Annotated in this window: 23 protein-coding genes and 1 tRNA gene; 13 read left to right on the plus strand and 11 right to left on the minus strand. The window is 73.9% G+C overall.

Translation table 11 applies throughout. The features are described 5' to 3' along the window. From ACWEN6_RS26635 to ACWEN6_RS26670, 8 genes are all read left to right on the plus strand, one after another. Window positions 1-1,095: carbamoyltransferase family protein (locus ACWEN6_RS26635; RefSeq protein WP_452573806.1), on the plus strand; the 1,095-nt coding region annotated here is incomplete at its 5' end. Beyond that, entirely contained in the window at window positions 1,092-2,072 is a 981-nt protein-coding gene (locus tag ACWEN6_RS26640) for a glycosyltransferase family 2 protein (RefSeq protein WP_452573808.1), read from the plus strand. The genes ACWEN6_RS26635 and ACWEN6_RS26640, both read left to right, overlap by 4 nt. Continuing rightward, on the plus strand, window positions 2,069-3,100 hold the full coding sequence (locus ACWEN6_RS26645) for a glycosyltransferase family 9 protein (RefSeq protein ID WP_452573810.1): 1,032 nt from the start codon (window positions 2,069-2,071) through the stop codon (window positions 3,098-3,100). The genes ACWEN6_RS26640 and ACWEN6_RS26645 overlap by 4 nt, the downstream gene beginning before the upstream one ends. 88 nt (window positions 3,101-3,188) lie before the next feature. Then, window positions 3,189-3,740 (plus strand): D-sedoheptulose-7-phosphate isomerase, encoded by a 552-nt coding sequence (locus ACWEN6_RS26650; protein ID WP_452573812.1) that lies wholly within the window; start codon window positions 3,189-3,191, stop codon window positions 3,738-3,740. Continuing rightward, the gene (gene rfaE2, locus ACWEN6_RS26655) at window positions 3,737-5,215 is read left to right on the plus strand and encodes a D-glycero-beta-D-manno-heptose 1-phosphate adenylyltransferase (protein WP_452573814.1); all 1,479 of its coding nucleotides are present in this window, start codon (window positions 3,737-3,739) and stop codon (window positions 5,213-5,215) included. The genes ACWEN6_RS26650 and rfaE2 overlap by 4 nt, the downstream gene beginning before the upstream one ends. A 33-nt stretch (window positions 5,216-5,248) precedes the next feature. Further along, window positions 5,249-5,929 carry an SDR family oxidoreductase gene (locus ACWEN6_RS26660; protein WP_452573816.1) on the plus strand — a complete coding sequence of 227 codons (681 nt, stop codon included), beginning with the start codon at window positions 5,249-5,251 and terminating at the stop codon, window positions 5,927-5,929. Between the two features lie 12 nt (window positions 5,930-5,941). Further along, complete coding sequence (locus ACWEN6_RS26665; protein WP_452573818.1) at window positions 5,942-6,886, plus strand: glycosyltransferase family 9 protein; 945 nt, start codon at window positions 5,942-5,944, stop codon at window positions 6,884-6,886. Then, on the plus strand, window positions 6,880-7,824 hold the full coding sequence (locus ACWEN6_RS26670) for a UDP-glucuronic acid decarboxylase family protein (RefSeq protein ID WP_452573820.1): 945 nt from the start codon (window positions 6,880-6,882) through the stop codon (window positions 7,822-7,824). Before ACWEN6_RS26665 ends, ACWEN6_RS26670 begins: the two co-directional genes overlap by 7 nt. Window positions 7,825-7,881: 57 nt before the next feature. Here ACWEN6_RS26670 and ACWEN6_RS26675 read toward each other — a convergent pair whose 3' ends face one another. The 3 genes from ACWEN6_RS26675 to ACWEN6_RS26685 are packed head-to-tail and all read right to left on the minus strand — an operon-like array spanning window position 7,882 to window position 9,797. Beyond that, window positions 7,882-9,276 carry a PP2C family protein-serine/threonine phosphatase gene (locus ACWEN6_RS26675; RefSeq protein ID WP_452574077.1) on the minus strand — a complete coding sequence of 465 codons (1,395 nt, stop codon included), beginning with the start codon at window positions 9,274-9,276 and terminating at the stop codon, window positions 7,882-7,884. Window positions 9,277-9,324: 48 nt separating this feature from the next. Then, the gene (locus ACWEN6_RS26680; RefSeq protein WP_452573822.1) at window positions 9,325-9,576 is read right to left on the minus strand and encodes a hypothetical protein; all 252 of its coding nucleotides are present in this window, start codon (window positions 9,574-9,576) and stop codon (window positions 9,325-9,327) included. Then, the gene (locus ACWEN6_RS26685) at window positions 9,558-9,797 is read right to left on the minus strand and encodes a hypothetical protein (RefSeq protein ID WP_452573824.1); all 240 of its coding nucleotides are present in this window, start codon (window positions 9,795-9,797) and stop codon (window positions 9,558-9,560) included. The genes ACWEN6_RS26680 and ACWEN6_RS26685 overlap by 19 nt, the downstream gene beginning before the upstream one ends. A 261-nt stretch (window positions 9,798-10,058) precedes the next feature. Between ACWEN6_RS26685 and ACWEN6_RS26690 the strand changes: the two genes are divergently transcribed. Continuing rightward, complete coding sequence (locus ACWEN6_RS26690; RefSeq protein WP_452573826.1) at window positions 10,059-10,301, plus strand: hypothetical protein; 243 nt, start codon at window positions 10,059-10,061, stop codon at window positions 10,299-10,301. Window positions 10,302-10,455: 154 nt separating this feature from the next. Here the strand turns inward: ACWEN6_RS26690 and ACWEN6_RS26695 are convergent, their stop codons facing one another. The 5 genes from ACWEN6_RS26695 to ACWEN6_RS26715 all read right to left on the minus strand — a co-directional run bounded on the left by ACWEN6_RS26695 (window position 10,456) and on the right by ACWEN6_RS26715 (window position 17,428). Beyond that, window positions 10,456-11,049, minus strand: a complete 594-nt coding sequence (locus ACWEN6_RS26695; protein ID WP_452573828.1) for a DUF5709 domain-containing protein — start codon at window positions 11,047-11,049, stop codon at window positions 10,456-10,458. Further along, the gene (locus ACWEN6_RS26700) at window positions 11,046-13,298 is read right to left on the minus strand and encodes a SpoIIE family protein phosphatase (protein ID WP_452573830.1); all 2,253 of its coding nucleotides are present in this window, start codon (window positions 13,296-13,298) and stop codon (window positions 11,046-11,048) included. Before ACWEN6_RS26700 ends, ACWEN6_RS26695 begins: the two co-directional genes overlap by 4 nt. A 297-nt stretch (window positions 13,299-13,595) precedes the next feature. Beyond that, complete coding sequence (locus tag ACWEN6_RS26705; RefSeq protein WP_452573832.1) at window positions 13,596-14,990, minus strand: ABC transporter substrate-binding protein; 1,395 nt, start codon at window positions 14,988-14,990, stop codon at window positions 13,596-13,598. An 11-nt stretch (window positions 14,991-15,001) separates the two neighbouring features. Beyond that, window positions 15,002-16,018, minus strand: a complete 1,017-nt coding sequence (locus tag ACWEN6_RS26710; protein WP_452573833.1) for a hypothetical protein — start codon at window positions 16,016-16,018, stop codon at window positions 15,002-15,004. A 75-nt stretch (window positions 16,019-16,093) separates the two neighbouring features. After that, window positions 16,094-17,428 carry a cytochrome P450 gene (locus tag ACWEN6_RS26715; protein ID WP_452573835.1) on the minus strand — a complete coding sequence of 445 codons (1,335 nt, stop codon included), beginning with the start codon at window positions 17,426-17,428 and terminating at the stop codon, window positions 16,094-16,096. Window positions 17,429-17,539: 111 nt separating this feature from the next. On the opposite strand from ACWEN6_RS26715, the gene ACWEN6_RS26720 reads away from it, so the two are divergent. Further along, on the plus strand, window positions 17,540-18,637 hold the full coding sequence (locus ACWEN6_RS26720; protein ID WP_452573837.1) for an alpha-hydroxy acid oxidase: 1,098 nt from the start codon (window positions 17,540-17,542) through the stop codon (window positions 18,635-18,637). A gap of 111 nt (window positions 18,638-18,748) precedes the next feature. Here the strand turns inward: ACWEN6_RS26720 and ACWEN6_RS26725 are convergent, their stop codons facing one another. Together ACWEN6_RS26725 and ACWEN6_RS26730 are read right to left on the minus strand one after the other, a co-directional pair. Continuing rightward, window positions 18,749-19,303 carry an RNA polymerase sigma factor gene (locus ACWEN6_RS26725; protein ID WP_452573839.1) on the minus strand — a complete coding sequence of 185 codons (555 nt, stop codon included), beginning with the start codon at window positions 19,301-19,303 and terminating at the stop codon, window positions 18,749-18,751. Between the two features lie 191 nt (window positions 19,304-19,494). Beyond that, window positions 19,495-19,571, minus strand: a tRNA-Lys gene (locus ACWEN6_RS26730). Window positions 19,572-19,652: 81 nt separating this feature from the next. Here ACWEN6_RS26730 and ACWEN6_RS26735 point away from each other — a divergent pair. Both ACWEN6_RS26735 and ACWEN6_RS26740 read left to right on the plus strand, forming a co-directional pair. Continuing rightward, entirely contained in the window at window positions 19,653-20,531 is an 879-nt protein-coding gene (locus ACWEN6_RS26735) for an AAA family ATPase (protein WP_452573841.1), read from the plus strand. Further along, complete coding sequence (locus ACWEN6_RS26740) at window positions 20,528-21,910, plus strand: vWA domain-containing protein (RefSeq protein WP_452573843.1); 1,383 nt, start codon at window positions 20,528-20,530, stop codon at window positions 21,908-21,910. Before ACWEN6_RS26735 ends, ACWEN6_RS26740 begins: the two co-directional genes overlap by 4 nt. A gap of 299 nt (window positions 21,911-22,209) precedes the next feature. Here ACWEN6_RS26740 and ACWEN6_RS26745 read toward each other — a convergent pair whose 3' ends face one another. After that, on the minus strand, window positions 22,210-22,974 hold the full coding sequence (locus ACWEN6_RS26745) for a nuclease-related domain-containing protein (RefSeq protein ID WP_452573845.1): 765 nt from the start codon (window positions 22,972-22,974) through the stop codon (window positions 22,210-22,212). A gap of 225 nt (window positions 22,975-23,199) precedes the next feature. Here ACWEN6_RS26745 and ACWEN6_RS26750 point away from each other — a divergent pair, with 225 nt between their 5' ends. After that, window positions 23,200-23,838: a TetR family transcriptional regulator gene (locus ACWEN6_RS26750; protein WP_452573847.1), complete on the plus strand. Its 639-nt coding sequence runs from the start codon at window positions 23,200-23,202 to the stop codon at window positions 23,836-23,838. Window positions 23,839-23,986: the final 148 nt, after the last annotated feature.

Consider the following 23,986-nt stretch of genomic DNA (forward strand, 5'->3'; position numbering starts at 1 on the left):
GTCACCGAGCATCTGGGGTTCCTGCGCTCCAGTGATGAGTACAAGGTGATGGCGCTGGCCTCCTACGGTGAGCCGCGTCATCTGGGTGAGCTGCGTGAGCGTGTCCACACCACCGGGGACGGGGGGTTCCGGGTGGAGGCGGTGGACTGGGGGCAGTACGCCAAGGCGCTGCGGCGGGGCGAGTCGTGGACCGCCGACCACGCCGATCTGGCGGCCAGTGTGCAGGCGCGGCTGGAGGAAGTGCTGCTGGAGCTGGCCCGGTGGCTGCACGAGCGGACCGGCGAGCGGTACCTGACCATGGCCGGCGGGGTGGCGCTGAACTGCGTCGCCAACACCCGCCTGCTGACCGAGGGCCCGTTCCAGGACATCTGGGTCCAACCGGCCGCCGGGGACTCCGGCACCGCGCTCGGCGGCGCGCTGCACCTGGCACACCTGCACGGCGACGCCGTCGTGCCGATGACGGGCGCCGACCTCGGCCGCGAGTGGACCGACGAGGAGCTCGCGGCCTGGCTCGAGGTGGCCCGCGTCCCGCACACCCGGCCCGCCGACCTGGCCGCCGCCGTCGCCGCCGAGCTGGCCGCCGACCGCATCGTGGCCTGGTTCCAGGGCCGCTCGGAGTACGGCCCGCGCGCCCTCGGCCGCCGCTCACTGCTCGCCCACCCCGGACGACCCGGCAACACCGAACGCCTCAACGCCGTCAAAGGCCGCGAACAGTTCCGCCCCATCGCCCCCATGGTCCTCGCCGACCGCGCCCACGAGATCTTCACCCGCGGCCCGATGGCGAGCCCGTACATGCTGTTCGTCCACGACGTGCGCCCCGAATGGCGCGACCGCATCCCCGCCGTCGTCCACGTGGACGGCACCGCGCGCATCCAGACCATCGACCGCACCCGCGATCCGCTGCTCGCCCGGCTGCTGACGGAGTTCGACGCCCGCACCGGCGTGCCGGTGGTGGTCAACACCAGCCTGAACACCGCCGGCCGTCCCATCGTGGACGACCCGCGCGACGCGCTGGAGTGCTTCGGCTCCGCCCCGGTCGACGTGCTGGTCCTCGGCCCCTACCTCATCCGCAGGAGCGGGGTGTTCGCCTCGTGATCACGGTCGTCGTGCCCACCGTGGGCCGCGCCTCGCTCGCGGCCACGCTGGCGGCGGTCGATCCGGACCTTCCCGTCATCGTGGTGGACGATCGCCCGCTGACGTCCGGGGCCGAGCCGCTCCGGACGCGGCCGGGCGTGCGGATGCTGCGGTCGGGCGGCCGGGGCCCCGCCGCGGCCCGCAACACCGGCTGGCGCGCGGCCACCACCCCGTGGGTCGTCTTCCTGGACGACGACGTGGTGCCCTCGGACGGCTGGGGCGAGGCCCTGCGCGCGGACCTCGCCGGCCTTACCGCCGACGTCGGAGCGAGCCAGGCGCGCCTTGAGGTGCCGCTGCCGGCCCACAGGCGTCCCACCGACGCCGAGCGCAACACCGCGGGCCTGGCCGGCGCCGAGTGGATCACCGCGGACATCGCCTACCGGCGTGCGGCGCTGGAGGCCACCGGTGGCTTCGACGAGCGGTTCCCCCGCGCCTACCGCGAGGACGCCGACCTCGCGCTGCGCGTACGTGCGGCGGGATCGCGGCTGGTCAAAGGCGAACGGGTCACCCGGCATCCGGTCCGCGACGACGGTTTCTGGGCCAGCGCGCGCTTTCAGAGGGGCAACGCCGACGACGCCCTCATGCGCCGGCTGCACGGCCCGGGCTGGCGCTCGGCCATCGGCGGCGCCCCCGGCCGGCTGCGCCGGCACGCCGTCACGACCTTGCTCGGCGTGCTGTCCCTGGTCCTGGCCACGGCGGCCGTCCCGCGCCGCGCCACAGGGCCGGGCGGCCTGTTCGGGCGGCGTCGCCGGCTGGGGAGGGCGGCCGTGGTGGCGGGGGCGGGATGGGCCGCCATGACCGCGGAGTTCGCCTGGGCGCGCGTGTCCCCCGGCCCCCGCACTCCCAGGGAGATCGCCCGCATGGTCGTCACCAGCGCCGCCATCCCTCCGCTGGCCTGCGCCCACCGCCTGCGCGGCGAACTGAGCGTGCGGCGGTGACCGGGACGGCCCTGGTCGTGCGGTCCGACAACGCGGGCGACGTCCTGCTCGCCGGCCCGGCCGTCCGGGCCGTCGCCGCCAGGGCGCGCCGCGTCGTCCTGCTCACCGGCCCCCAGGGCCGGGCTGCCGGGGAACTGCTGCCCGGCGTGGACGAGGTGCTGGAGTGGGACGTCCCGTGGATCTCCGCCGATCCGCCGCCCGCGACCGAAGAGCACACGGCGCGGCTGGTCGGCGCGGTGCGCGCGGCGGCCCCGGCTCAGGCGCTGATCCTCACCTCCTTCCACCAGTCGCCGCTCCCCATGGCGCTGCTGCTGCGGATGGCGGGCGTGCCGCGCGTCGCCGCGATCAGCGGCGACTACCCCGGGTCGCTTCTCGACGTCCGCCACGTCGTGGACGAGACCGTCGACGTGCCCGAGGCCGAACGCATGCTCGGCCTCGTCCGGGCCGCCGGGTTCGAGCCGCCCCCCGGCGACGACGGAGCGCTCGCGGTGCGCCGGCCGCTGCCGCCGGTCGACCGGCTCACCGGACCGCCCGGCTACGTGGTCCTGCATCCCGGCGCCACGGCGCCCGCGCGGGCCTGGCCCGCCGAGCACTGCGCGCGAGCCGTCGAAGCGCTGGCCCGCGCGGGCCACCGCGTCGTGGTCACCGGCGCCCGGGGCGAGCGCCATCTGACCGCCCGGGTCGCCGGGGACGACGCCCGCGACCTCGGCGGCGCCACCACCTTCGCCGAACTGGCCGCCGTGCTGGCGGGCGCCCGCGCGGTCGTCGTCGCCAACACCGGCCCCGCCCATCTGGCGGCGGCGGTCGGCACGCCGGTCGTCAGCCTGTTCGCGCCGGTCGTCCCGGCCACGCGGTGGGCGCCGTACCGGGTGCCGTCGGTGTTGCTCGGCGACCAGAACGCTCCCTGCCGCGCCAGCCGGGCCCGGGTTTGCCCCGTCCCTGGGCATCCCTGCCTGTCGTCGGTCACTCCCGAGCACGTCCTGGGCGCGGTACGCGGCCTGACCGCGGCGGGAGAGAGGGTCCGATGAAGATCGCACTGACCGCCGCCGCGACCGAGTCGGTCGGCCGGGTTCTGATCGGTGGCCGGCTCGGCCGCCTCGTCGCGGAAGGCTAGTCATGCATCCACACCTGCTGCGCCTCAGCACGGCGCTGGCCGCCGTCGACGACCAGGCCACGAAGATCCATGCTTGGGGCAGCAAGCTCGCCGCGGTGCTGGCCGACGGCGGGCGGCTGCTGGCCTGCGGCAACGGCGGATCGGCGGCCGAGGCGCAGCACCTGACCGCCGAGCTGGTCGGGCGCTATCGCGACGATCGCCGCCCCTACGCGGCTCTTCCGCTGCACTGCGACACCTCCACGGTCACCGCGATCGGCAACGACTTCGGGGCCGATGAGGTGTACGCACGGCAAGTGCGGGGGCACGGCAGGCCCGGAGACGTCCTGATGTGCCTGTCCACCAGCGGAAGCAGCACCAACATCCTGCGGGCCGCCGAGGCCGGGCGGCATTGCGGCCTCACCACCTGGGCGCTGACCGGCCCCGCGCCGAACCCGCTGGCCGGACTGTGCGACGACGCCCTCGCGGTGCTGGCCGAGGACACCGCCACCGTCCAGGAGGTGCACCTCGCGGTGATCCACATGCTGTGCGCCGTGGTGGAAGAGGCGTGCGCGTGAGCCGGGGCCCCATCGTCGTCATCGGCGACTCGCTGCTGGACGTGGACATCGAGGGCGAGGTGGAGCGGCTCTGCCCTGACGCGCCGGCGCCGGTCGTCGAGGTGACCGCCGAGCACGCCAGGCCCGGCGGCGCCGGGCTGGCCGCCCTGCTCGCCGCCCGCGACGGCGCCGAGGTCGTCCTGGTCACCGCGATCGGCGACGATCCGGCGGGCCGCCGTCTGAGGGGTCTGCTCGCCGGCCACGTCGAGGTCCTGCCGCTGCCGCTGCGCGGCGCCACCCCGTGCAAGACGCGGGTGCGGGGCCGCGGCCAGACCATGGTCAGGCTGGACACGGGCGACGGCCGCGCGCCCTGCCGTCCCGCCGAAGCCGGCGCGCCGGACGGCCGCGTCGCCGCCGTGCTTCGTGACCCGCTGGGCGGCCGCGTCGCCGCCACGCCGCACGACCTGCCGGATGACCTGCTGGGTGACCTGCCGGATGACCGCGTCGCCGCCGTGCTGCGGGGGGCGCGTGCCGTGCTGGCGTCCGACTACGGGCGCGGGGTGACCGATCTGTACAGGGACGTCCTGTCCACCCTGGCCAGGCCCGTCGTCTGGGACCCCCACCCGCGCGGCGGCCCTCCGGCTCGGGGATGCGCGCTGGTCACGCCCAGCGAGGCCGAGTCCCGCGTCCTGTGCGAGCGGCCGTACTCCTCGCCCGGGCAGGCCGCGCGCGACCTGGCCGAGCGGTTCGGGGCGGCGGCGGTGGCCGTGACGCTGAGCGGGAGGGGCGCGGTGCTGGCCACGCGCGGCGGACCGGCCGTCCAGGTGCCCCCGCCCAGGACGGTCACCGGCCAGGACTCCTGCGGGGCCGGCGACAGGTTCGCGGCGACCGCGGCGACCGCCATGGCGGACGGCGCGACGGTCCGGGAGGCGGTCACGGCCGCGGTCGCCGCCGCCACCGCTTTCGTCGGACAGGGCGGCGCGTCGGCGGTCCGCCTCCCGGCCCCTCGGGTCCGCATGACCGTGGCCGCCGGTGAGGCCGGGATGGAGGCCGAGGCGGTGGCGGCGCGGGTGCGGGCGGCGGGCGGGACGGTCGTCGCCACCGGCGGCTGCTTCGACCTGCTGCACGCCGGGCACGTCAGCCTGCTGCGCCGCGCCCGCGCCCTCGGCGACGCGCTGATCGTCTGCCTGAACTCCGACGAGTCGACCAGGCGGGTGAAGGGCCCGGACCGGCCGGTGGTCGCCGAGGCCGACCGCGTGGAGGTGCTGCGGGCCCTGGGGTGCGTGGACGCCGTCCTGGTCTTCGACGAGGAGACCCCGGTCGCCGCGATCGAGCGCCTGCGGCCCGCCGTGTGGGTCAAGGGCGGGGACTACCGGGGGCACGACCTGCCCGAAGCCGCCGCCGTGCACCGCGCCGGCGGCGAGATCGTGATCCTCCCCCTGGTCCCCGGCCGCTCCACCACCGGCCTCATCGCCGCCGTGCGCGCGGCCTCCTAGAGCCCGAACGACCCGATCACCGAGGAGGACCTGGTGCTGGGAAACATCTTGATCACCGGAGGGGCGTCCGGGCTCGGACGCGCGACCGCCGAGGCCGTCGCCAAGGCGGGCGGCCGGCCGCTGGTCGTGGACGTCAACGCCCCCGAGAGCGGCGTCGACCACGCGATCGCCGACCTCGCCGACCGCGCGCAGGCGGAGCGCGCGGTCGCCGAGCTGGCCGAGCGGGCCGGCGGCATCGACGGGGTCTTCACGGCGGCCGGCATCGACGCCTGCGGGCGGCTCTCGGACGTGGCCGCCGACCGCTGGGAGCGGGTCATCGCGGTCAACCTGCTCGGCACCGCCTCGGTCGTGCGGGCCGCCCTGCCTCACCTGCGGCGCTCGAAGGGCCGCGTGGTGACCGTCGCCTCCACCCTCGGCCTGCGCGCCGTGAGCGACGCGACGGCCTACTGCGCCGCCAAGTTCGGCGTCGTCGGCTTCACCCGGGCGCTCGCCGCCGAGCTCGCCGGTGAGGTCGGCGTCACGCTGCTGGTGCCCGGCGGCATGCACACCCACTTCTTCGACGACCGCGACGAGCGGTACAAGCCGGGGCCGGACGCCCGGCTGAACGACCCCGAGGAGGTGGCCGCCACCGTGGTCTTCGCCCTGACCCGGCCACCGGGTTGCGAGCTGCGCGAGCTGGTCGTCTGCTCCTCCACCGAGACCTCCTGGCCCTGAGCGGCGGGCACGATGGCACCGGTGCTGGTGGCCCTGCGCGGGCTGGGACTGGGTGATCTGCTCACGGCGGTGCCCGCCCTGCGCGGGCTGCGGCGCGCCTACCCCGGGCACCGCATCGTCCTGGCGACGCCCGCGCCGCTGGCGGCGCTGGTGCGCACGATCGACGCCGTGGACGATTCGGTGGACGTCTCCGGCACCGGCCCGGTCCCCGTCCGCGCGCCCGACATCGCCGTCAACCTGCACGGCAGCGGCCCGCAGAGCACCGCCGCGCTGCTCGCGACCTCCCCCGGACGCCTGCTCTGCCACGCCCACCCCGACCTGCCGCAGGTGCAGGGCCCGCCGTGGCGGCAGGACGTCCACGAGGTGGTCCGGTGGTGCGCCCTGCTCGGCTGGTACGGCCTGCCCGCCGACGCCGGCGACCTGGCGCTCCCCCCGCCTCCCGGCCCTCCGATGGTGCGCCCGGACGAGGCGGGCGGGTACGCGGTGGTCCATCCCGGGGCGGCCTTCCCGGCCAGGCGGTGGCCCCCGGACCGGTTCGCGGAGGTCGCGGCATGGCTGCACCGGGCCGGGCACCGGGTGCTGATCACCGGGGGTGGCGCGGAACGGGACCTGGCCTTGCGGGTCGCGGCCCTCGCCGGGATCCCGGAGCGGCGGGTCGTGGCCGGCCGTACGGGCATCGGCGACCTGGCGGCCCTGGTCGCCTCGGCGCGCCTGGTGGTCTGCGGCGACACCGGCGTGGCGCACCTGGCCACCGCGTACGCCACCCCGTCGGTCGTGCTCTTCGGGCCGACGCCGCCCCGGCTGTGGGGGCCGCCCGAGGGCGGGCCGCACATCCCGCTGTGGGCGGGCCGGTCCGGGGATCCGCACGGCGGCACGCCCGACCCGGGCCTGCTGCGCATCAACGTCCGGGACGTCCTCGACGCCATCGCGACCTTGCTGGAGGGACATCCATGGTGAGAACCGTCGTGACCGGAGGCGCCGGATTCCTCGGCTCCTATCTCTGTGAGCGGCTCCTGGAGCGGGGTGACGCCGTCGTGTGCATGGACAACTTCCTGACCGGATCCCCGGAGAACGTCGCGCACCTGCTGGAACGCCCCGCGTTCCGGCTGGTGGAGTGCGATCTGACCGGGTTCGTCCACGTGAGCGGCCAGGTGGACCAGGTGCTGCACTTCGCCTCGGCGGCCTCGCCCATCGATTACCTGCGCCATCCGATCGAGACGCTCAAGGTGGGCAGCCTGGGCACCCTGCACGCCCTCGGCCTGGCCCGGGAGAAGGGCGCCCGCTTCGTGCTGGCCTCGACCAGCGAAGTGTACGGCGACCCCCTGGAACACCCGCAACGCGAGACGTACTGGGGCAACGTCAACCCGGTCGGCCCGCGCAGCGTGTACGACGAGGCCAAACGCTTCGCCGAATCGCTCACCACGGCCTACCGCAACTCCTACGGCACCGACACCGCCATCGTGCGCATCTTCAACACCTACGGCCCCCGCATGCGCCCCCACGACGGCCGCGCCATCCCCACGTTCATCCGCCAGGCCCTCACCGGCGAGCCGATCACCGTAGCCGGGGACGGACGGCAGACCCGTTCGGTCTGCTACGTGGACGACACCGTGGAGGGCATCCTCACCCTGGCCGACAGCGACTTCGCCGGACCGGTCAACATCGGCAACCCCACGGAGATGTCGGTGCTGAATCTGGCCCGGACCATCCGCGACCTGGCGGGTTCCTCCTCGCCGATCGACTTCGTCGACCGGCCGGTGGACGACCCCGGCGTCCGGCGCCCGGACACCTCGCTGGCGGCCGAGCGCCTCGGCTGGCGGCCGAGAGTGGAGGTGACCACCGGGCTGCGCCGCACCATTGACTGGTTCGCCGAGCGCCTCATCGGCACCCGCTGACCTGCCGCGCCCCGGCCGCGGCGCTCAGGCGCGCGGTCGCCGACCGGCGGGCGCCCGTCAGGCCCGCAGTGCGAGCCGGCGGGCGCCGCCGCCGCGCCATTCGGCCAGCAGCACCGTGGCGTCGTCCTGCAACTCGCCGCTGTGGTAGTCGAGCACGTTGCGGATCAGGCGGCGCAGGGTCTCGGGGACGGCGAGACCGGCGGCGTTGTGCCGGATGATGAAGTCGACGAAGTGGTGCAGCCCGAACTCCTGCCCGTGCCGGTTGCGGGCCTCGGTGATGCCGTCGGTGTAGAGCAGCAGCCGGTCGCCCGGCTCCAGTTGCTCCCGGCACAGGGTGACGGGAAGGCCGAGGTCCAGGCCGAGAGGGTGGGACGGCGGGCACTCCAGGGTGGAGGTCCAGCGTCCGTCCCTGATCACCACGGGAGGGTGGTGCCCCCGGTTGACCCACGTCAGCAGGCCGGTCGTCAGGTCGAGATGCGCCATGATCGCGGTGACGAAGCGGACGCCCCTGCCGAACTCCTCGATCAGGACGCGCTCGACGCTCTCGCTGGCCTCGACGAGCCCCGCGCCCTGGCGGCGGCTGTTGCGGCAGGCGGCCACGGCCAGGTTGGCGGTGAGCCCGGCGGAGGTGTCATGGCCCATCGCGTCGAAGATGGCCAGGTGCACGACGTCGCCCGCGATGGCGTAGTCGAACGCGTCGCCGCCGATCTCGTACGCGGGCTCCAGGACGGCGCCGATCACCATGGTGTCGTTGGCGAACGTCAGCGGCGGCGTGAGGTTCCACTGCATCTCGGCGGCCACGTTCATCGGCTGCGTCCGCACCAGCCGGGCGTAGGAGTCGCTGTAGGGCCGCTTGCTGATCACCAGGAGCGCGACCAGCGACGCCAGGGACTCGACGGCCTCGCGGTAGGCGAAGCCGGTCTCACGCGGCATCTCCTCGGCGGCGGCGTCCGTGGCCTCTTCTCCGTGAGACGCGGCGTCCCGGGGATCGCGCGTGGCGGCCCGGAACACACCGAGACGCTCGACACCGTCCAGCATGGGCACCCAGAGGATCGTGCCGCCGCCGGGCGCCTCCGACGACAGTATCCGCGTCTCCTGGAAGACCCGGCCCGCCAGCGTCCCCTCGACGCTCAGCTCGGTGACCTCCTCGGTGCCCGGCTCGCCGGCGACCATCACCACGTCGGCCATCTCGGCCATCTCGGCCATCTCGGCCATCTCGTCGGTGTCGTCGGTGTCGTCGGTGTCGGCCTTGTCCTTGCCGGCGATGTGGCCGAGGGCGGTGAGCGGGCGCAGCACGTTCTGCTGCAGGTCGGCCAGATAGATGCGCACGTCGTACAGGCCCGCGCGCGCGGCGTGCTCGGCCACCAGGGCCGGAATCTGTTCCAGGGCGGCGAAATGGGCGTCGTCGAGCAGGCGGACCAGCATCTCCGCCGTGCCGTGGCGCCGATCCATCACGCGACCGACCGTATCAGGCGCCGGCGCGCCGCTCCGGTGAGCGGGTCATCTCGGCGGAGACCCCGTGGGGACGCGGAAGGCCGGCGGGACGCGGCCGGGGCGGCGGGTCGAGCGCCACAGGCCGAGCAGCCAGCCGACGCCGGCCAGCGCGACCACGGCCAGACCGGCCCAGTACACGATGGTGAACGACCGCAACTGCGCCTCGCTCGGGTCGGGGATGAAGCCCCGGGTGAGCAGGACGAGCTCGCCGGGCGTGCTGGTCAGCACCAGCGTGACGATCAGGGCGATGGAGTGCATCGAGTCCCACGCTCCCCGGTGTCACGGCGCTCGAAGGCCCACACGACGAAGGTCACCGGCACCAGGAAGCTGCCGAGCAGCACAAGGGTGGGGATCAGGTTCGGGTTCCCGGTGAGGAAGGTGATCGCCACCGTCAGCAGCCAGAGCACCAGCCCGGTCAGCAGAATGCGCACCCATGGGCGTCGAGCGGACGGCCTCGCCTCGGAACGGGCTGCCATCATGGCTCCTCCTCCAGCGGGACCGTAGCGCCCCAGGGTCGGCCTCTACCCTGCCCCGGAGGTGCCAACCGCCGGCCCTCCGGCTATGAAACCGCAGGTCGAAGGGGCTGCGCAGTGTAACCGCGCGTCAGAGGGGTAGGGATTCACGCGACGATTCCACGGCCCGCACCGCGCTCGCCCGGCACACAGGGCCCCACGGCGGCGACGCCGGCCCCGCCCGGCCGGAACAGGGCCGGAGCCCGCCGTGGATGTACGGGGGACGACATGAGCACATCATCCAGTAAGGAGCAGTCCGGGCACGTCGAGCAGGAGGAGTCCGGGCACGTCGAGCGCGACACCGGCGGAGCGTCCGGCGCGCCGTTCACATCCGCTGAGGAAGGATCCGCGGCGGCCGGCGGCGTCCCGCACGGGATGCCCTTCGGCTCTCGCGCGAGCGAGGGCGAGACGGAGATCAGCGACGCCGAACGCGAACGCCTCAAGGAACTCAACCCGGACGACTTCGAATGACCCGCCCAGGACGAGAAAGACCGCTTTCTCGCCCTGGTGCGTCATGCCCGGGTACAGGCCCGCTCGCCGGGGAGGTGGCCGCCGTCGCCCCGGCCGGTGTGGCCGGCCGGGGCGACCGCGAATCGTCTTCGCCCGGGCCCGGATCGGCAGGCTGTCACTCGGGCTCCACCCGCATCGCGGCCTCCTCGGCGGTGTAGCCGCCGCCGTCCGGGCCCACCTCGTCCGCGATCAGTTCGGCCTCGGTGTCGCCCCGGACGCCCTCGTCCGGCTCCACCAGGCGGCCCGCGCGGCGCGGCTCGTCCCACACCGTCCCGGACGGCTCCTCGGGCTGGGCGGACCAGTCGTCGTCGAGGTCGTCATCGGGCTCGAAGCGGGTGTCGAGGTCGGAGCCGACCCCGAGGCCGTTCTCGGCGTCCTCATCGGACGGCGGGCCGTCGGGGATCTCCGGATCCAGGCCCCGCTCGTCCAGGCCGCGCTCGTCCACGCCTCGCGTGCCCGTCGCGGCCTCCTGCTCGCCGACGCCGAACACCGGCTCCTCCTCGGGAACCTCGCGCCGCAGCCGGCCCTCCAGGGACTCGCCCTGGCTCTGCTCCTCCATCGTGGTGCCGAAGTCGTCCACCGCGATCGGCCGGTCCGCCGGCAGCGGCGCCTCCTGGGGATCGACCGCCCACTGCTGCTGCGGGGTGCCGTCCTGCAGGTCGGGAATCCCCTCGTCCTCGAACCGTGAATGCGGGTCACGTGCGTTCACGACCGCGCCCCCTCTCCCCCTGGCCGGGTCACCTGCCGGCGATCATCATCTGCCGCATCCGGCCCTACCCGCCTCCGCGGCCCGAAACATGGCGACCCTGACCCGTGACCGGTGTCCAGGTCCAGCCAGACCGTCTTGCCGCGGCCGCTCGGCGAGTTGCCCCACGTCGTGGCGAGCCGCCCGACGATGATCAGGCCGCGGCCGTGCTCGGCGACCGCGTTGGTCTCCTCGGAGGCGGTGATCGGCGAGGGCACGGCGGGATGGGGGTCGGTGTCGCGGACCTCCAGGTGGACCCGGTCGGGGTACTCACGCAGCCGCACCTCCACGTCGCTGTCGGCGTGGATGAGCGCGTTGGTGACCATCTCCGAGGCCATCACCTCAAGGTCGTCGGACAGCTCGTCCAGGCCCCATTCGCGCAGGTGGCGCCGGACGAACCTGCGGGCGGCCCCGACGCCCTGCAGGTCGTGCCGCTGGATGGCCATGCGGTCGATGCGGCGGCGCTCGCCGCACGGGTCGCCCTCGTAGCGGGCGAGCAGGACGGCGATGTCGTCGCGGCGCACCTCGTGGTCCGGCGCGACGGCGATGAGACGGTCGGCGAGCCGCTCCAGGGAGGCGTCACCGGGCTCCTCGACCGATGCGAGCAGGTCGCGGGCCCCGAGCACCGGATCGCCGGCGGCCGACTGCGCGAGGCCGTCGGTGTAGAGCATCAGCAGCGAGCCCTGGCTCAGGGGGATCTCGGCCGTGCGGTGCGCCCCGTCGAGCGGGACTCCCAGCGGCACGTTGGGGGGGACGTCGGGCACCGTGACCACGCCGTCCGGCCCGCAGACCAGCGGCACGGGGTGGCCGGCGAGCGCCACCTCCGCGACGCCGGCCTCCGGGTCGATGCGCACGACGCAGCAGGTGGCCAGCAGGTCGGTGTCGAGGTCGGCGAGCAGGGCGCTGGATCTGGCGAGCACCCCCGCCGGGCTGTGCCCCTCGGCCGCGTAGGCGCGCAACGCGCTGCGCAGCTGGCCCATGATCACGGCGCTGTCGATGTTGTGCCCCTCGACGTCGCCCACGATCAGGGCGATGCGGCCGCCGGGCAGGCAGAAGGCGTCGTACCAGTCACCGCCGACCCCGGCGGAGGTGGGGGCCGACAGGTAGCGGGCGGTCGTGACCACCTGCGGCAGCTCGGCCAGCGTGCGCGGCAGCAGCCTCTTCTGCAGCCCCTGGGCGAGGGCCCGCTCGTTCTCGCCGAGCCGCGCCCGCTCCGTCGCCAGGCCGAGCTGACTGGTCATCATCAGCAGGACGGCGCGCTCGCCGGCCCCGAACCGCCGGGGCCGGTCGAAACCGAGGATGAGGGTGCCGACCGGCGCGGCGCTCGGGCCGATCGGCAGCACGGCCAGGGACTGCAGGCCGCCGGCGGTCGTGGACGGATAGTCGGAGCTCAGGACGTCGTCACCGGTGAAGAACAGCGGGTCGCGGTTACGGATCACGTCGGTGTAGGGAGTGGACCGGGTGAGGGGGACGTCGTGGATCTCCTCCGCCAGACCCACCTGGCAGCCCGTCTGCCCGGCCAGCCGCAGCCGGCCCTCCGCGATCGTGGCCAGCGCGAAGCAGCAGGCGCCGAAGGGCGCCATCACCCGCTGCTCGGCCGCGTGGATGATCTCCGGCAGGCCCCTGGCCTCGTTCAGCATCGCCGAGAGCTTGTACACCTGGTACATCAGCGACATGCCGAACGAGCCGGGGATGCCGGGCAGGCCCCACTCCCGCTCCTGCGCGGTGCCGTCGTACAGCGGCATGACCACCGGGGGACGGTTGGCCCTGATGGACGCGCCCCGCTCGCCCAGGCGCGCCAGGTCGCGGCTCAGCGAGGCGCCCATGCCCCTCAGGCGAAGCATCTCGGCGTCGGGGAGCCGATGCCGGCGAGGGGGCACCCACGCCACGGTGAGCGTCCCGATCGGGCCCTCCTCGGCGATGAGCGGGACCGCGACCACCGAGTAGGCGAAGGGGACCAGCGGCAGCAGCCGCGCGGCGGGGAAGCTCGCGTCCGTGGCACCCACGCTCACCGGCCGCCCCGTGCGGTAGGCCATCGCCGTCGCGTACGGCCCGTCCACCGACATCCGGTCGGGCATGGTGAAGATCGCGGGAGGGGCGCCGCAGATCACGGTCGCCGCCAGGTGCCGCCCCTCGTCGTCGGGCAGGTAGACCGCCCCCGAGTAGGCGTCCATGTCACGCACCGCCCGGCTCAGGGCCGCGCCGATCAGCACGTCCCGCCCGGTGCCGGCCGTCGGCGGGACATGAGGGACGTGCCTGCGGTCTTCGAGCGTGGCCCGCTCCCTTGCTCTGCTGCGCGAGGACGCCCGCGCCTGGTCGGTGCTCTGGCGCGATCCGGTCCCGCGGGCGGTCGTGCCCCGGTTCCGCGTTCCCGCCGGGCGTACAAACCACACTCTATCGGCGCAGGTCAGACGGCCCACACCGCACCTGCTGCGAAGGCCCCGATCCCGCAACGCGCCGATGCAGCCGCGAACGGCCGGGCTCGCCACGGGCCAGGAGGATGGTCGCGGTCAGTGCGAGGCTCGGCGGACCTGGTCGAGGTCGGCGAGGAGGGCGTCCAGCCGCCCGGGGTCGGCGATGTAGGCCAGGACCGCGTGGCCGAAGGCGGCGGCCATGGTCTGCGGCATGGAGTCGGAGGCGTCGAAGCGCACGGCGCCGGCGGCGGTGAGCGTCCCGGCGATGCGGCGGGAGAGGGCGTCGGGATAGGCGTCGACCGGGACCGACCGGTTGAGCGAGATCGCGCCGCTCGCCGGGCGCCGGATCCACGCCTCCTGGGCGGCTCGCGTCGTCAGATGGGCGAGGAACCTGCGGGCGGCGGGGGTGTCGCGGAACATGCCGAGCAGGTCCGCCGCCACCTCCTCCGCCCGTCCCTGCCCCTCACCGCTTCGCCCGCCGTCGCCCTGCCCATCTCCCTGCCCATCCCCCTGCCCGTCGCCGTCCTGGCCGTCGGCGGGGGATCCGTTCTGCTCGTCACCCGAGGGGAAGGGGATGAAGTCGAAATCGGTCTCCGGACCCGGCGAGGCGTTCCCCCTGCCGAGGGCCTGGCCGTAGAACGCCGTGATGAACGACCCCTGGTGGTCGAGGAAGCATTCCGGGGGCGTGACGAACATCCGCGTCCCGGCCCGCCCGAAGTTGGTGAGCAGGATGCGTCCGCGATCGCCGGCCTGTGCCACGACCGACCCGAACGCCTGCCAGGCCTGTTTCACGGGCGCGGAGGTCCACGGCAGCGTCCCCGCGACCCACTGGTCGTACACCCCTGGCCCCGACCGGTGGAGCAGGAGGTCCTCGATCCAGTCGGTGCCCGGCCAGCCGGAGTTGGCGGTGTCCTCCATCCCCATGCACCAGGGCCGCCCGCCGGAGGACCCCAGGCCGGACGCGACCCGGGTCAGCTCCTTCCAGGTCAGGCCGGGCGCGGTCAGCCGGATACGGGCGTCCGCGGGCAGCTTCCCGGGGGCATACCAGATGATGCTCTTCAGAGCCGCCTTGACGATGACCGCGTAGGAGTGCCGTTCGCCCGTCGGGCCGGGGACGACGGTGAGGTCGCCGACTCCGGCGCCGTACTGGGCGCGCAGATCGGACGCCTTCAGCGCGTCGTCGACAGGACGCAGCACCCCCGCCGCGGCGTAGTCGCGCAACTCGCCGGGCGTCGCCAGCACGGCGAGGTCGGGGGGATTGCCGTTGTGGATCTCGCTGCCGAGGACGGACCTCGCGTCGCGCGTCCCGGTGTAGTCGACGTGGATCCCGGTGGCCTGCTCGAAGCCGGCGAACATGGCGCGGAACGCCTGCTCCTCCTGGCCGGTCCACGGACCGAGCACCGAGATCGACTCGCCGCCGCCGGACCGGCCGCAGGAGAGGGCCGACAGGCAGCAGAGGAGCACCAGCGCCGGTCCTAATCGCCTGATCATCCCCGGCCTCCTCAGCCTCGGAACTCGTAGAGCCGCAGCCGCAGCCCGGCGGTGGCGAGCACGGCGACGGCGACGGCGCCGATCGGCAGGCCCGCCGTCAGCCCGCCCGAGTCCAGCGCCCGCGCCATCAGTGTGTCGAGCCGCGCCCGGGCGGGCTCGGCGGCCGTCAGGTCCGGTTCGGCGGAGGCGACGCGGGAGGCGTTCGCCCGCAGGGCGGCCGTTCCGAGGTCCGCCCGCCGGATCTGGGTCTGCCAGACCTGGCTCAGCGCCGGCAGTGCCTGCCGCTCGGCGGACCTGAACGCCTGGTGGCCGCCGTTCAGGGCGAGGGTCGTCCAGATCGCCAGAACGCACAGGACCAGGGTGGCGGCCAGCAGCGGCGGGTTGATCGTCCGCCGGAACGCGCGGGACAGGAAGACCTGGACGCGGAGCAGGTGCCCCAGGAGCACGCCGGCCGCCAGCAGGGCCACGAGCGGCGTGCCGGGGTCCACCCACGGCGAGGTGTGGCTGCGCTCGATGGCGCGGCGGTTGAGCCGCGCCATGTCCTCGATGCGCGACAGCAGCCCGCCGGGGCCGTGCAGCAGGTTGGAGGAGTAGGTGAGATAGGCGTACCCGAGGTCGTCGGCGCCCTGCCGGTAACTGGCGTCGGCCTGCTCCACCAGGCCCTGGTAGGTCACCAGCTGGCCGTTGACCGCGAGGAGCGCCTGGCGGCCCGCCGTCCCGGTCGTGTCCAGCTCGGCGAGGCGGACGAGGTTCTCACCAGCGGTCGTGATGTCGTCGCGGTACCGCCGGCCGGGACCGGTGAGCTTGACCTCCCCGCCGCGGAAGCTCTGCCAGGCGGCGCGGTCGGTGTCCGACAGCGCGGCGTGGGCGGCCAGGGAGGCCAGCAGCGCGGGGTTGGCCTCCCTGGCGGCCGAGGCGATCGTCGCCCGGCTGCCGAGCAGCAGTGTCGTCGCCGCCAGCCAGACCGCGGCGGTGAGCACGAGGGTCAGCGTGACCATCCGCCGTAATCGCCGATAGGTGTCGCCCATCCCGACACCCTGCACCTGATCCACTTCGGCGCACAACCCGAATGCCGCGATGGGCGGCGGCCGCAGGCACGTCGGTCATCCGGCGGGTCGTCCGGCGGGCTGCGCCCGGCTCTCCTCGGCGGCGAAGTACCGGGCGCACAGCCGCAGGCGGCGGGCGTGCCAGACCATGAAGGTGCCGAGGAAGAGCTGGACGACGCTGCGCCCCACGTCCTCCCAGCGGTCGCGCACCCGCATGGCGGCCATGAGGGCCGGGCGCGGCCGCGCTGACGCCGCCCGCGGGGTGACCAGGCAGGGACCGCGGTTCGGCAGCGACCGGGTGTGGCCGGCCGAGGTCGCGAACGCGTAGCGGCCGAGCAGCTCCCTGACCACGCCCTGCACGGTCAGCGGCGCCAGGTGCCACGCGGGGCAGGGGCGGTTCGCCGCCACCCCGAACGGGATGTAGGTCGGGCGTTCCTCCCGCCACGGGTCGAAGGTGTCCGGGTCGTGGTATCCCGAGCGCTGGTAGCGCAGGTAGTCGAAGCACAGCACCGACCCCGCCGGGATCACCGGGATCGTGGCGTCGTCCAGCGTGATGTCGGCCGAGGTGATGCGATGGGCGATCCCGAAGAGCGGGAAGATCCGGAAGGTCTCCTCGATGACGTGGGCCAGCAGCTTCTCGTCGGTCACCGCCTGTTCCTGGATCTCCGGGTGCCGGGCGAGCATCAGCAGCACGTGCGCCGTCGCCTCCGAGCTCTGCACGACGGCGGTGGTGAAGAACGTCCCGTGCAGGTACAGCGCCCGCTCCCGGCGGGAGAACGGGCGGGGCAGTTCGTGCGGCACCTCGTCCAGCACGCTCTCGAGGTGGTCGGTCAGGCGGAGCCTGCGCCGCATGTGCCGCAGGCCGGAGCACTTGAGCGCGGTCACGACGTCGTCGGCGTTGGCCACGATCATGCGGCGGACCTGCTCCGGGCACTCCCCCCCGAAGACCACCCGGTAGTACAGATCCGCCCAGACGGGCATGACCAGGTCGCGCAGCCGCACCAGGCCGATCTGGCCGGGCAGCGCCGCCTCCACGCTCCGGACGGCCAGGTCGTCGGCCGTCCGGCTGGGCATCCGCAGGATGCGGCGCGTGCAGCGGGCGACCTCCTCGTAGCGCGGCCCGGGTTCCAGGTGCTCTTGGTGCAGCTCGGGGCCCGGGGACAGCCAGTACCAGAACAGGTCCGACAGCGCCGCGCCCTTGCTGCGGCCGTTCGCGGCGGGGTGGGAGTAGAGCTCCATGAACCGGGACGGGCCTAACCGGCCGCCGGGCACGGTGATGCCCTCGGCCCCGTTGACGCGGGCGAAGATCCAGACCCGCAGGGCGACCACCGTGCGGGGCAGCCAGTACGGCAGGCTCAGGAACACGACCAGGACCGAGATGGCGACGATCATGGGTCTCCTCATCTCCGGGACCAGTTATACGGAAACAACCGATTCGCGAGATTCGTTGAATCTTCACATTGATTGTGAATCTTGGCGAGCGCCTGGACTCGTATAACCGGCATGGACCATGTCGGGACCGGCGCCGTGACGCGCGAGACGCCGCCGGTGAACCTCCGCGAGTTCGAACCGGCCGCCCGCGCCCGGCTCGACCCGGCGCACTACGACTACTTCGCGGGCGGCGCCCAGGACGAGATCACGGTGGCCGCCAACGAGGCCGCCTTCCGCCGCCGCGCTCTGGTGCCGCGCGTCCTGCGCGGCCAGGGGCCGCCCCGGCTGGAGGTCACCGTGCTGGGCGAGACCGCGTCCATGCCCGTCCTGCTCGCGCCGACGGCCTTCCACCGGCTGGCCCATCCCGACGGCGAGCTCGCCACCGCCCGCGCCGCCGCCGAGGCCGGCGTCATCATGATCGCCGCGATGCTCTCCACGGTCACGATCGAGGAGATCGCCGCCTGCGGGCCGAAGCTCTGGTTCCAGCTGTACATCCAGCCGGACCTGGGCTTCACCACGTCGCTGGTCCGGCGGGCGGAGGACGCGGGCTGCCGCGCGCTCGTCGTCACCGCCGACTCCCCCGCCCTGGGGCGCAACGAGCGCGGCGACCGCAGCGGCTTCTACGACCTGCCGCCCGGCATGTACTGCGCGAACATGGTCCAGAAGGGTCAGGAGGGCCGGGATGACGAGGTGCGGCAGGTCGCGCTGTCCCCGGACCTGTCCTTCCGGCACCTCGACTGGCTGCGCGAGACGACCTCGCTGCCGATCGTGCTCAAGGGCGTGCTCCACCCGGCGGACGCGCGTCTCGCCGTCGAGCACGGCGTGGACGCGATCGTCGTGTCCAACCACGGCGGCCGCCAGCTCGACACCGTCCCCGCCTCGCTCGACCGGCTCCCCCTGGTCGCCGACGCCGTACGCGGACAGGTGCCGCTGCTGCTGGACGGCGGCGTGCGGCGCGGCACCGACGTCGTCAAGGCGCTCGCGCTCGGCGCGGACGCCGTGGCGATCGGGCGGCCCGCGCTGTGGGGGCTCGCGGTCGCGGGCCGGGCCGGCGTCGAACGGGTCCTCACCCTGCTGCGGAACGAGCTGGCCAACGCCCTGACCCTGTGCGGCGCGGCCTCCCCCGGCGACGTGACCGGCGACCTGCTCGACGGCATCGACCTGAAATGACGGGAGACCTGCTCGACGGCATCGACGTGAAGCGACCGGCGATCTTCTCGACGGCGTGCAGCGGAAGTGACCGGCGACCTGCTCGACCGCGTGGAACTGAAGTGACCGCGCTCATCCCGCCTCCGGCGGCCGGTCCTCGCCGGGAGCCCCGAGGCTCCGGCGCAGCCGGGCCAGGCCGCGCCGGATGCGGGTCTTCGCCGTCCCCAGCGGTATCCCCTCGCGCTCGGCGATCTCCGCGGCCGTGAACCCGTAGCCCACCGCCAGCACGACCAGCCTGCTCTGCTCGGGCGGAAGACCCTCCAGTTCCAGCGACAACCGCTCGGCCCCTGCGCGGTCGGCCGCCTCGGCGGTCGCGGGGGGCCGGGCGGCGATGCCCCCCGGCTCGACCGGCAGGTTGCGGCGGTGCCGGACGGCGTCCACCGCCGCGTTCCTGGTGATCGTCAGCAACCAGGTCGCCCCGTGCCCGCGCCGCGCGTCGTAGGTGGCCGCGTGCCGCCAGGCCCGCACGAAGGCGTCCTGCGCCACCTCCTCGGCGAGCCCCGGGTCGCCCACCACCCCGAGCGCCAGCCCGTACACCCGCGCGTGGAACCTCCGCACGAACACGGCCGTCGCGTCCTGGTCCCCCGACGCCATGCCCTCGATGAGCGACTCATCGGACATCTGCATGATCGCTCCGACGCGCCCGCGGCCACGCCGGTTCACCCCCATGCCGCCCGAGTGGCCCCGGCCCAGCAGGGCGAGGCTTTCGCGGTGAAAGGTTCACGTCCAGAACAGCACGGCGCCAGAACATCACGGCGCCGGAAATGACGATGGGCACCCCCGTCAAGTGAGAGTGCCCAGGCCACCGGCCATTGCCGTGGTGCGCCGCCAGGGACTCGAACCCCGGACCCGCTGATTAAGAGTCAGCTGCTCTAACCAACTGAGCTAGCGGCGCAGAATGCAGCTCAAGATTAGCGCACCTTGTGGACCGCTTCGTACCTGTGGGACCGGTTAGAGTAGAACAACATTCGGGTCGATGACGGGAGTGCCGATGACGCCGTGGTTCGCCTCACCCGCCGACGCCGGGGAACGGCTCGCCGCGGCGGACTACCTGGCCGGCGACGCGATCACGACGCCGGTCTTCCTCGCCGCCGCGCTGGGCAAGCCGCTGCTGGCCGAGGGCCCGGCCGGGGTCGGCAAGACGCAGCTCGCCAAGGCCGTCGCCCAGGCGGCCGGGGCCGAGCTGATCCGGCTGCAGTGCTACGAGGGTCTGGACGAGGCCCGGGCGCTGTACGAGTGGAACTACAAGAAGCAGCTCCTGCGCATCCAGGCCGCCGGCGGGCAGGCGTGGGAGGACACCCACGACGACATCTTCAGCGAGGAGTTCCTGCTGGAGCGGCCGTTGCTGAAGGCGATCAGGCGCACGGGACCGGCCGTTCTGCTCATCGACGAGATCGACAAGGCCGACGTCGAGGTCGAGGGCCTGCTGCTGGAGATCCTGTCCGACTACCAGGTGACGATCCCCGAGCTCGGCACGATCGCCGCGACCCGCAGGCCGTTCGTCGTGCTGACCTCCAACGCGACGCGGGAGCTGTCGGAGGCGCTGAAGCGGCGCTGCCTGTACCTGCACCTGGACTACCCCTCGCCCGATCGCGAGCGGGACATCGTGCTCGCGCAGGTGCCCGGCATCGCGGCCTCGCTGGCCGAGCAGCTCGCCCGCACGGTCGCCACGCTGCGCGCCCTGGAGCTGAAGAAGTCGCCGTCGATCGCCGAGACCATCGACTGGGCGCGGACGCTGCTCGCGCTCGGACGCGCGGACCTGGACGAGGCCACGACGGCCGCGACGCTGGGCGTGGTGCTCAAGCACGCCACCGACCAGACCCGCGCGGTGAAGGAACTGGGGCTCACCGAGTGACGCCGCTGCTGGACAGGCATGTGCGGTTCCTCGCGGCGCTGCGCGGGGCCGGGGTGCCGGTGTCCCCCGCCGAAGGGCTGGACGCGGCCCGCGCCCTCCAGGTGATCGAGATGACCGATCGCGAGGCGCTGCGCGAGGCGTACGCGGCGACGCTGGTCAAGCGCCCGGCGTACCGCCCGGCCTTCGACACGCTGTTCGACCTGTGGTTCCCGCCGGTCACCGGCGGCCCGCGCCCCGCCGCCCGGACGGGCGGCGACGGTCCTGACCTGGAGCGGGCCGAGGTGCCCGAGCTGCGCGAGCGGCTGGCCGAACTGCTGGCCGCCGACGCGGGCGCCACCGGCGACCCGGCCTTCGGGGAGTTCGTCCGGGCCATGGTGGAGCGGTTCGGGCGCCAGCAGGCCGCCTCGGGCCGGCAGAACTGGTTCTCCTACTCGGTGCTGCGCGCCCTGTCCCCCGGCACGCTGATGGCCGGGATGCTCGCCGGGCTGCTGCGCGGGCAGGAGCGGGGCGGCCTGGCCGAGAAGCTCGCCCGCCGGCGGCTGTCGGACGGCATCGCCGGCTTCGAGGAGGCCGTCGCCGCGGACGTGCGCCGCAGGATCGCCGAGGAGTCCGGCATCGACAGGATCGCCAGGTCCGCGGTGCGGCCGCCGGTGGACCAGATCGACTTCCTGCGGATCACCAAGGCCGACCTGTCCCGGCTGCGGCGCGAGGTGCACCCGCTGGCGCGGCGCCTGGCCACCCGTCTGACGATCAAGCACAGGCACGGCGACCGCGGCCGGCTGGACTTCCGGCGCACGGTGCGGGCGTCGCTGAGCACCGGCGGCGTGCCCGTCGTGACCCACATGCGGCCCCGGCGCCCGCACAAGCCGGAGCTGGTGGTGCTGTGCGACGCCAGCGACTCGGTGTCGGCCTTCTCGCACTTCACGCTGCTGCTGACCTACGCGCTGCGCGAGCAGTTCGCCAAGGTGCGCGCGTTCGCGTTCGTGGACACGGCCGACGAGATCACCCGCTTCTTCGCGCCCGGCGCAGACGTCGTGGAGGCGATCACGCGGATGACCCGGGAGGCGGACATCACCCGCTTCGGGCGCAGCGACTACGGGCGGGCGCTGGAGAGGTTCGCCGAACGGTACGCCGACGCCATCACCCCCAAGACGTCCCTGCTGATCCTGGGCGACGCGCGGTCGAACTACCAGTCTCCGGCGCTGCCGGTGCTGAAGGAGCTCGCGGGCGCCGCCCGGCACGCGTACTGGCTCAACCCCGAGCCGCGCGCGCAGTGGGACACCGGCGACTCCGTGGCGGGCGCCTACGGCGGCGTGGTGCCCATGCACGAGTGCCGCAACGTCGCCCAGCTCGCCGCCTTCATCGAGGAACTGGCCTAGTGGGCCGTCCACGGACGTTCCCCGGGCCGGGCGCCGTTGCAGGCGCCGGCATCGCCGCACCCTCGCCCGGCCCCCGGCCGGTCATGGGCAGACGGGCTCGGCCGACCCGCCGCCCCGGCGCCGACCACCTCCAGCACATGGCCGGGGTGGAGAGCCGCGCCCGGTGAGCGTAGGTGGTCACCGCACTGGCCGCACTGGCCGCCCTGGCTCCGGGGAGACGACCCGGACCCGCGTCCCGGCCATCGGCCGGCGGAGGAGGAGACCCGGGCATCCGCCCCGGCGCAGGAGCGGGCCGGGCGTCAGGACATGCGCCGCAGGATGCGCGCGGCCGTGCGGGCGAGGACCTCGACCTGCTCCTGCGACAGGTCGACGTGCGCGTCGCCGATGATCCACCGCGCCGCCTTGCGGGGCAGGAACAGCGTCAGGCCCTCGGCGCTCACGAACGGGGGCTTCACGCGCCCGCCGTGGACGGCCAGCAGGGGCGTCACCGCGATGGGAATGCCCGACTCGCGCGACAGCATCTCGGCCATGGTCGTGGCGGCGTCCACGAGTCCCTTGGCGACCGAGGTGCCCGACCGCTCACCGAAGAAGAGCTTGCCGCCGTAGGCGGCGATGTGGGTGTCGGGGGGCCACGCCTCGTTGTCGACGATCCACACCCCGCCCGGGCCGATCACCAGGTGGTCGATGGACGCCTTGCCCGGCACGGCGCGCCCGTCGAGCACGCGGTACCCGTGCTTGCCGAGCCCGCGCCGCAGCAGGCGGCCGGTGCGGACGGCGCCGCTGCGCTTGCCGCGCCAGACGGCGGTGGCCTCGAACATCCGCCAGGAGACGAAGGCGTCGACCACCCATACCGCGCCGCCGCCGAGCAGCCCGATGAGGAAGGGCAGCGGGAAGGAGCGGTAGAAGGCGAGAGCGGTGAACAGGATGAGGCCCGCTCCCGCCATGAAGTGGCGCCGACGGCGGCGCTCCGACCTGGTCTCGCGCCACCGGAGCTCGTACATCACCGAAGGTGAGCCCCACTTGAACTTGTCGTCCTGCGGCACGTAGATGGACCCATTGGGCACCGGAAACCCCCACGATTTCGGGCTCAGTCGACTACGTTATGGAGTACCCAACCCGGGGCTCCAACTTTCCCAAGGTAACGGAATTAGCACACCCGCGACACAGCATGGGCGCGGAAGTTATCCGGACCCGGGTAAATCAGCACGCCAGAAGACGCCATGTCCCCCATCAGTTGACCGACCAGTCGGTACGCTGGGTGTCATCGCGATTCAGGGGAGGCGTGCGAGATGGCGCGCAACGGGGCCCGGCGACCGGCCACCACGACACAGGACAGGCCGGGCGAGAGCGTCCGGCCGGACGAGCCCGTACGGCAGCGGCTGATCGCCGAGGCGACGCGGCTGTTCGCCGAGAAGGGGTTCGAGAGCACGTCGGTGCAGGAGGTCGTCGCCGCCGCCGGGGTCACCAAGGGGGCGATGTACCACTACTTCACCTCCAAGGATGACCTGCTCCAGGAGATCTACGCCCGCGTGCTGCGGCTGCAGATGGAACGGCTCGACAGGTTCGCGGACGCGCCCGGGCCGATCGCCGACCGCGTGCACGCCGCCGCGGCCGACGTGGTCGCCACCAGCATCGAGAACCTCGACGACTCCAAGATCTTCTTCCGGTCGATGCACCAGCTCGCGCCCGAGACCCAGAAGGCCGTGCGGGCGGAGCGGCGCCGCTACCACGAACGCTTCCGCGACCTGGTGGACCAGGGCAGGCGCGCCGGCGTGTTCCGCGCCGACGTGCCGGCCGATCTCGTGGTCGACTTCTTCTTCGGCTCGGTCCACCACCTCGGCACCTGGTACCACGCCGACGGCCCGCTGTCGGCCGCCGAGGTCGGCGGCCACTTCGCCGACCTCCTCCTGGCCTCCCTGCGCCCCTGACCCCAGAAGCTCCCGCGCCATCCCCGATACGGCGGCCATTTCGCCGACCTCCTCCTGGCCTCCCCGCGCCCCTGACCCCCAAAAGCTCCCGCCCCATCCCTCATACGGCGGCCACTTCGCCGACCTCCTCCTGGCCTCCCCGCGCCCC

The organism is Sphaerisporangium sp. NPDC004334 (assembly GCF_053602655.1).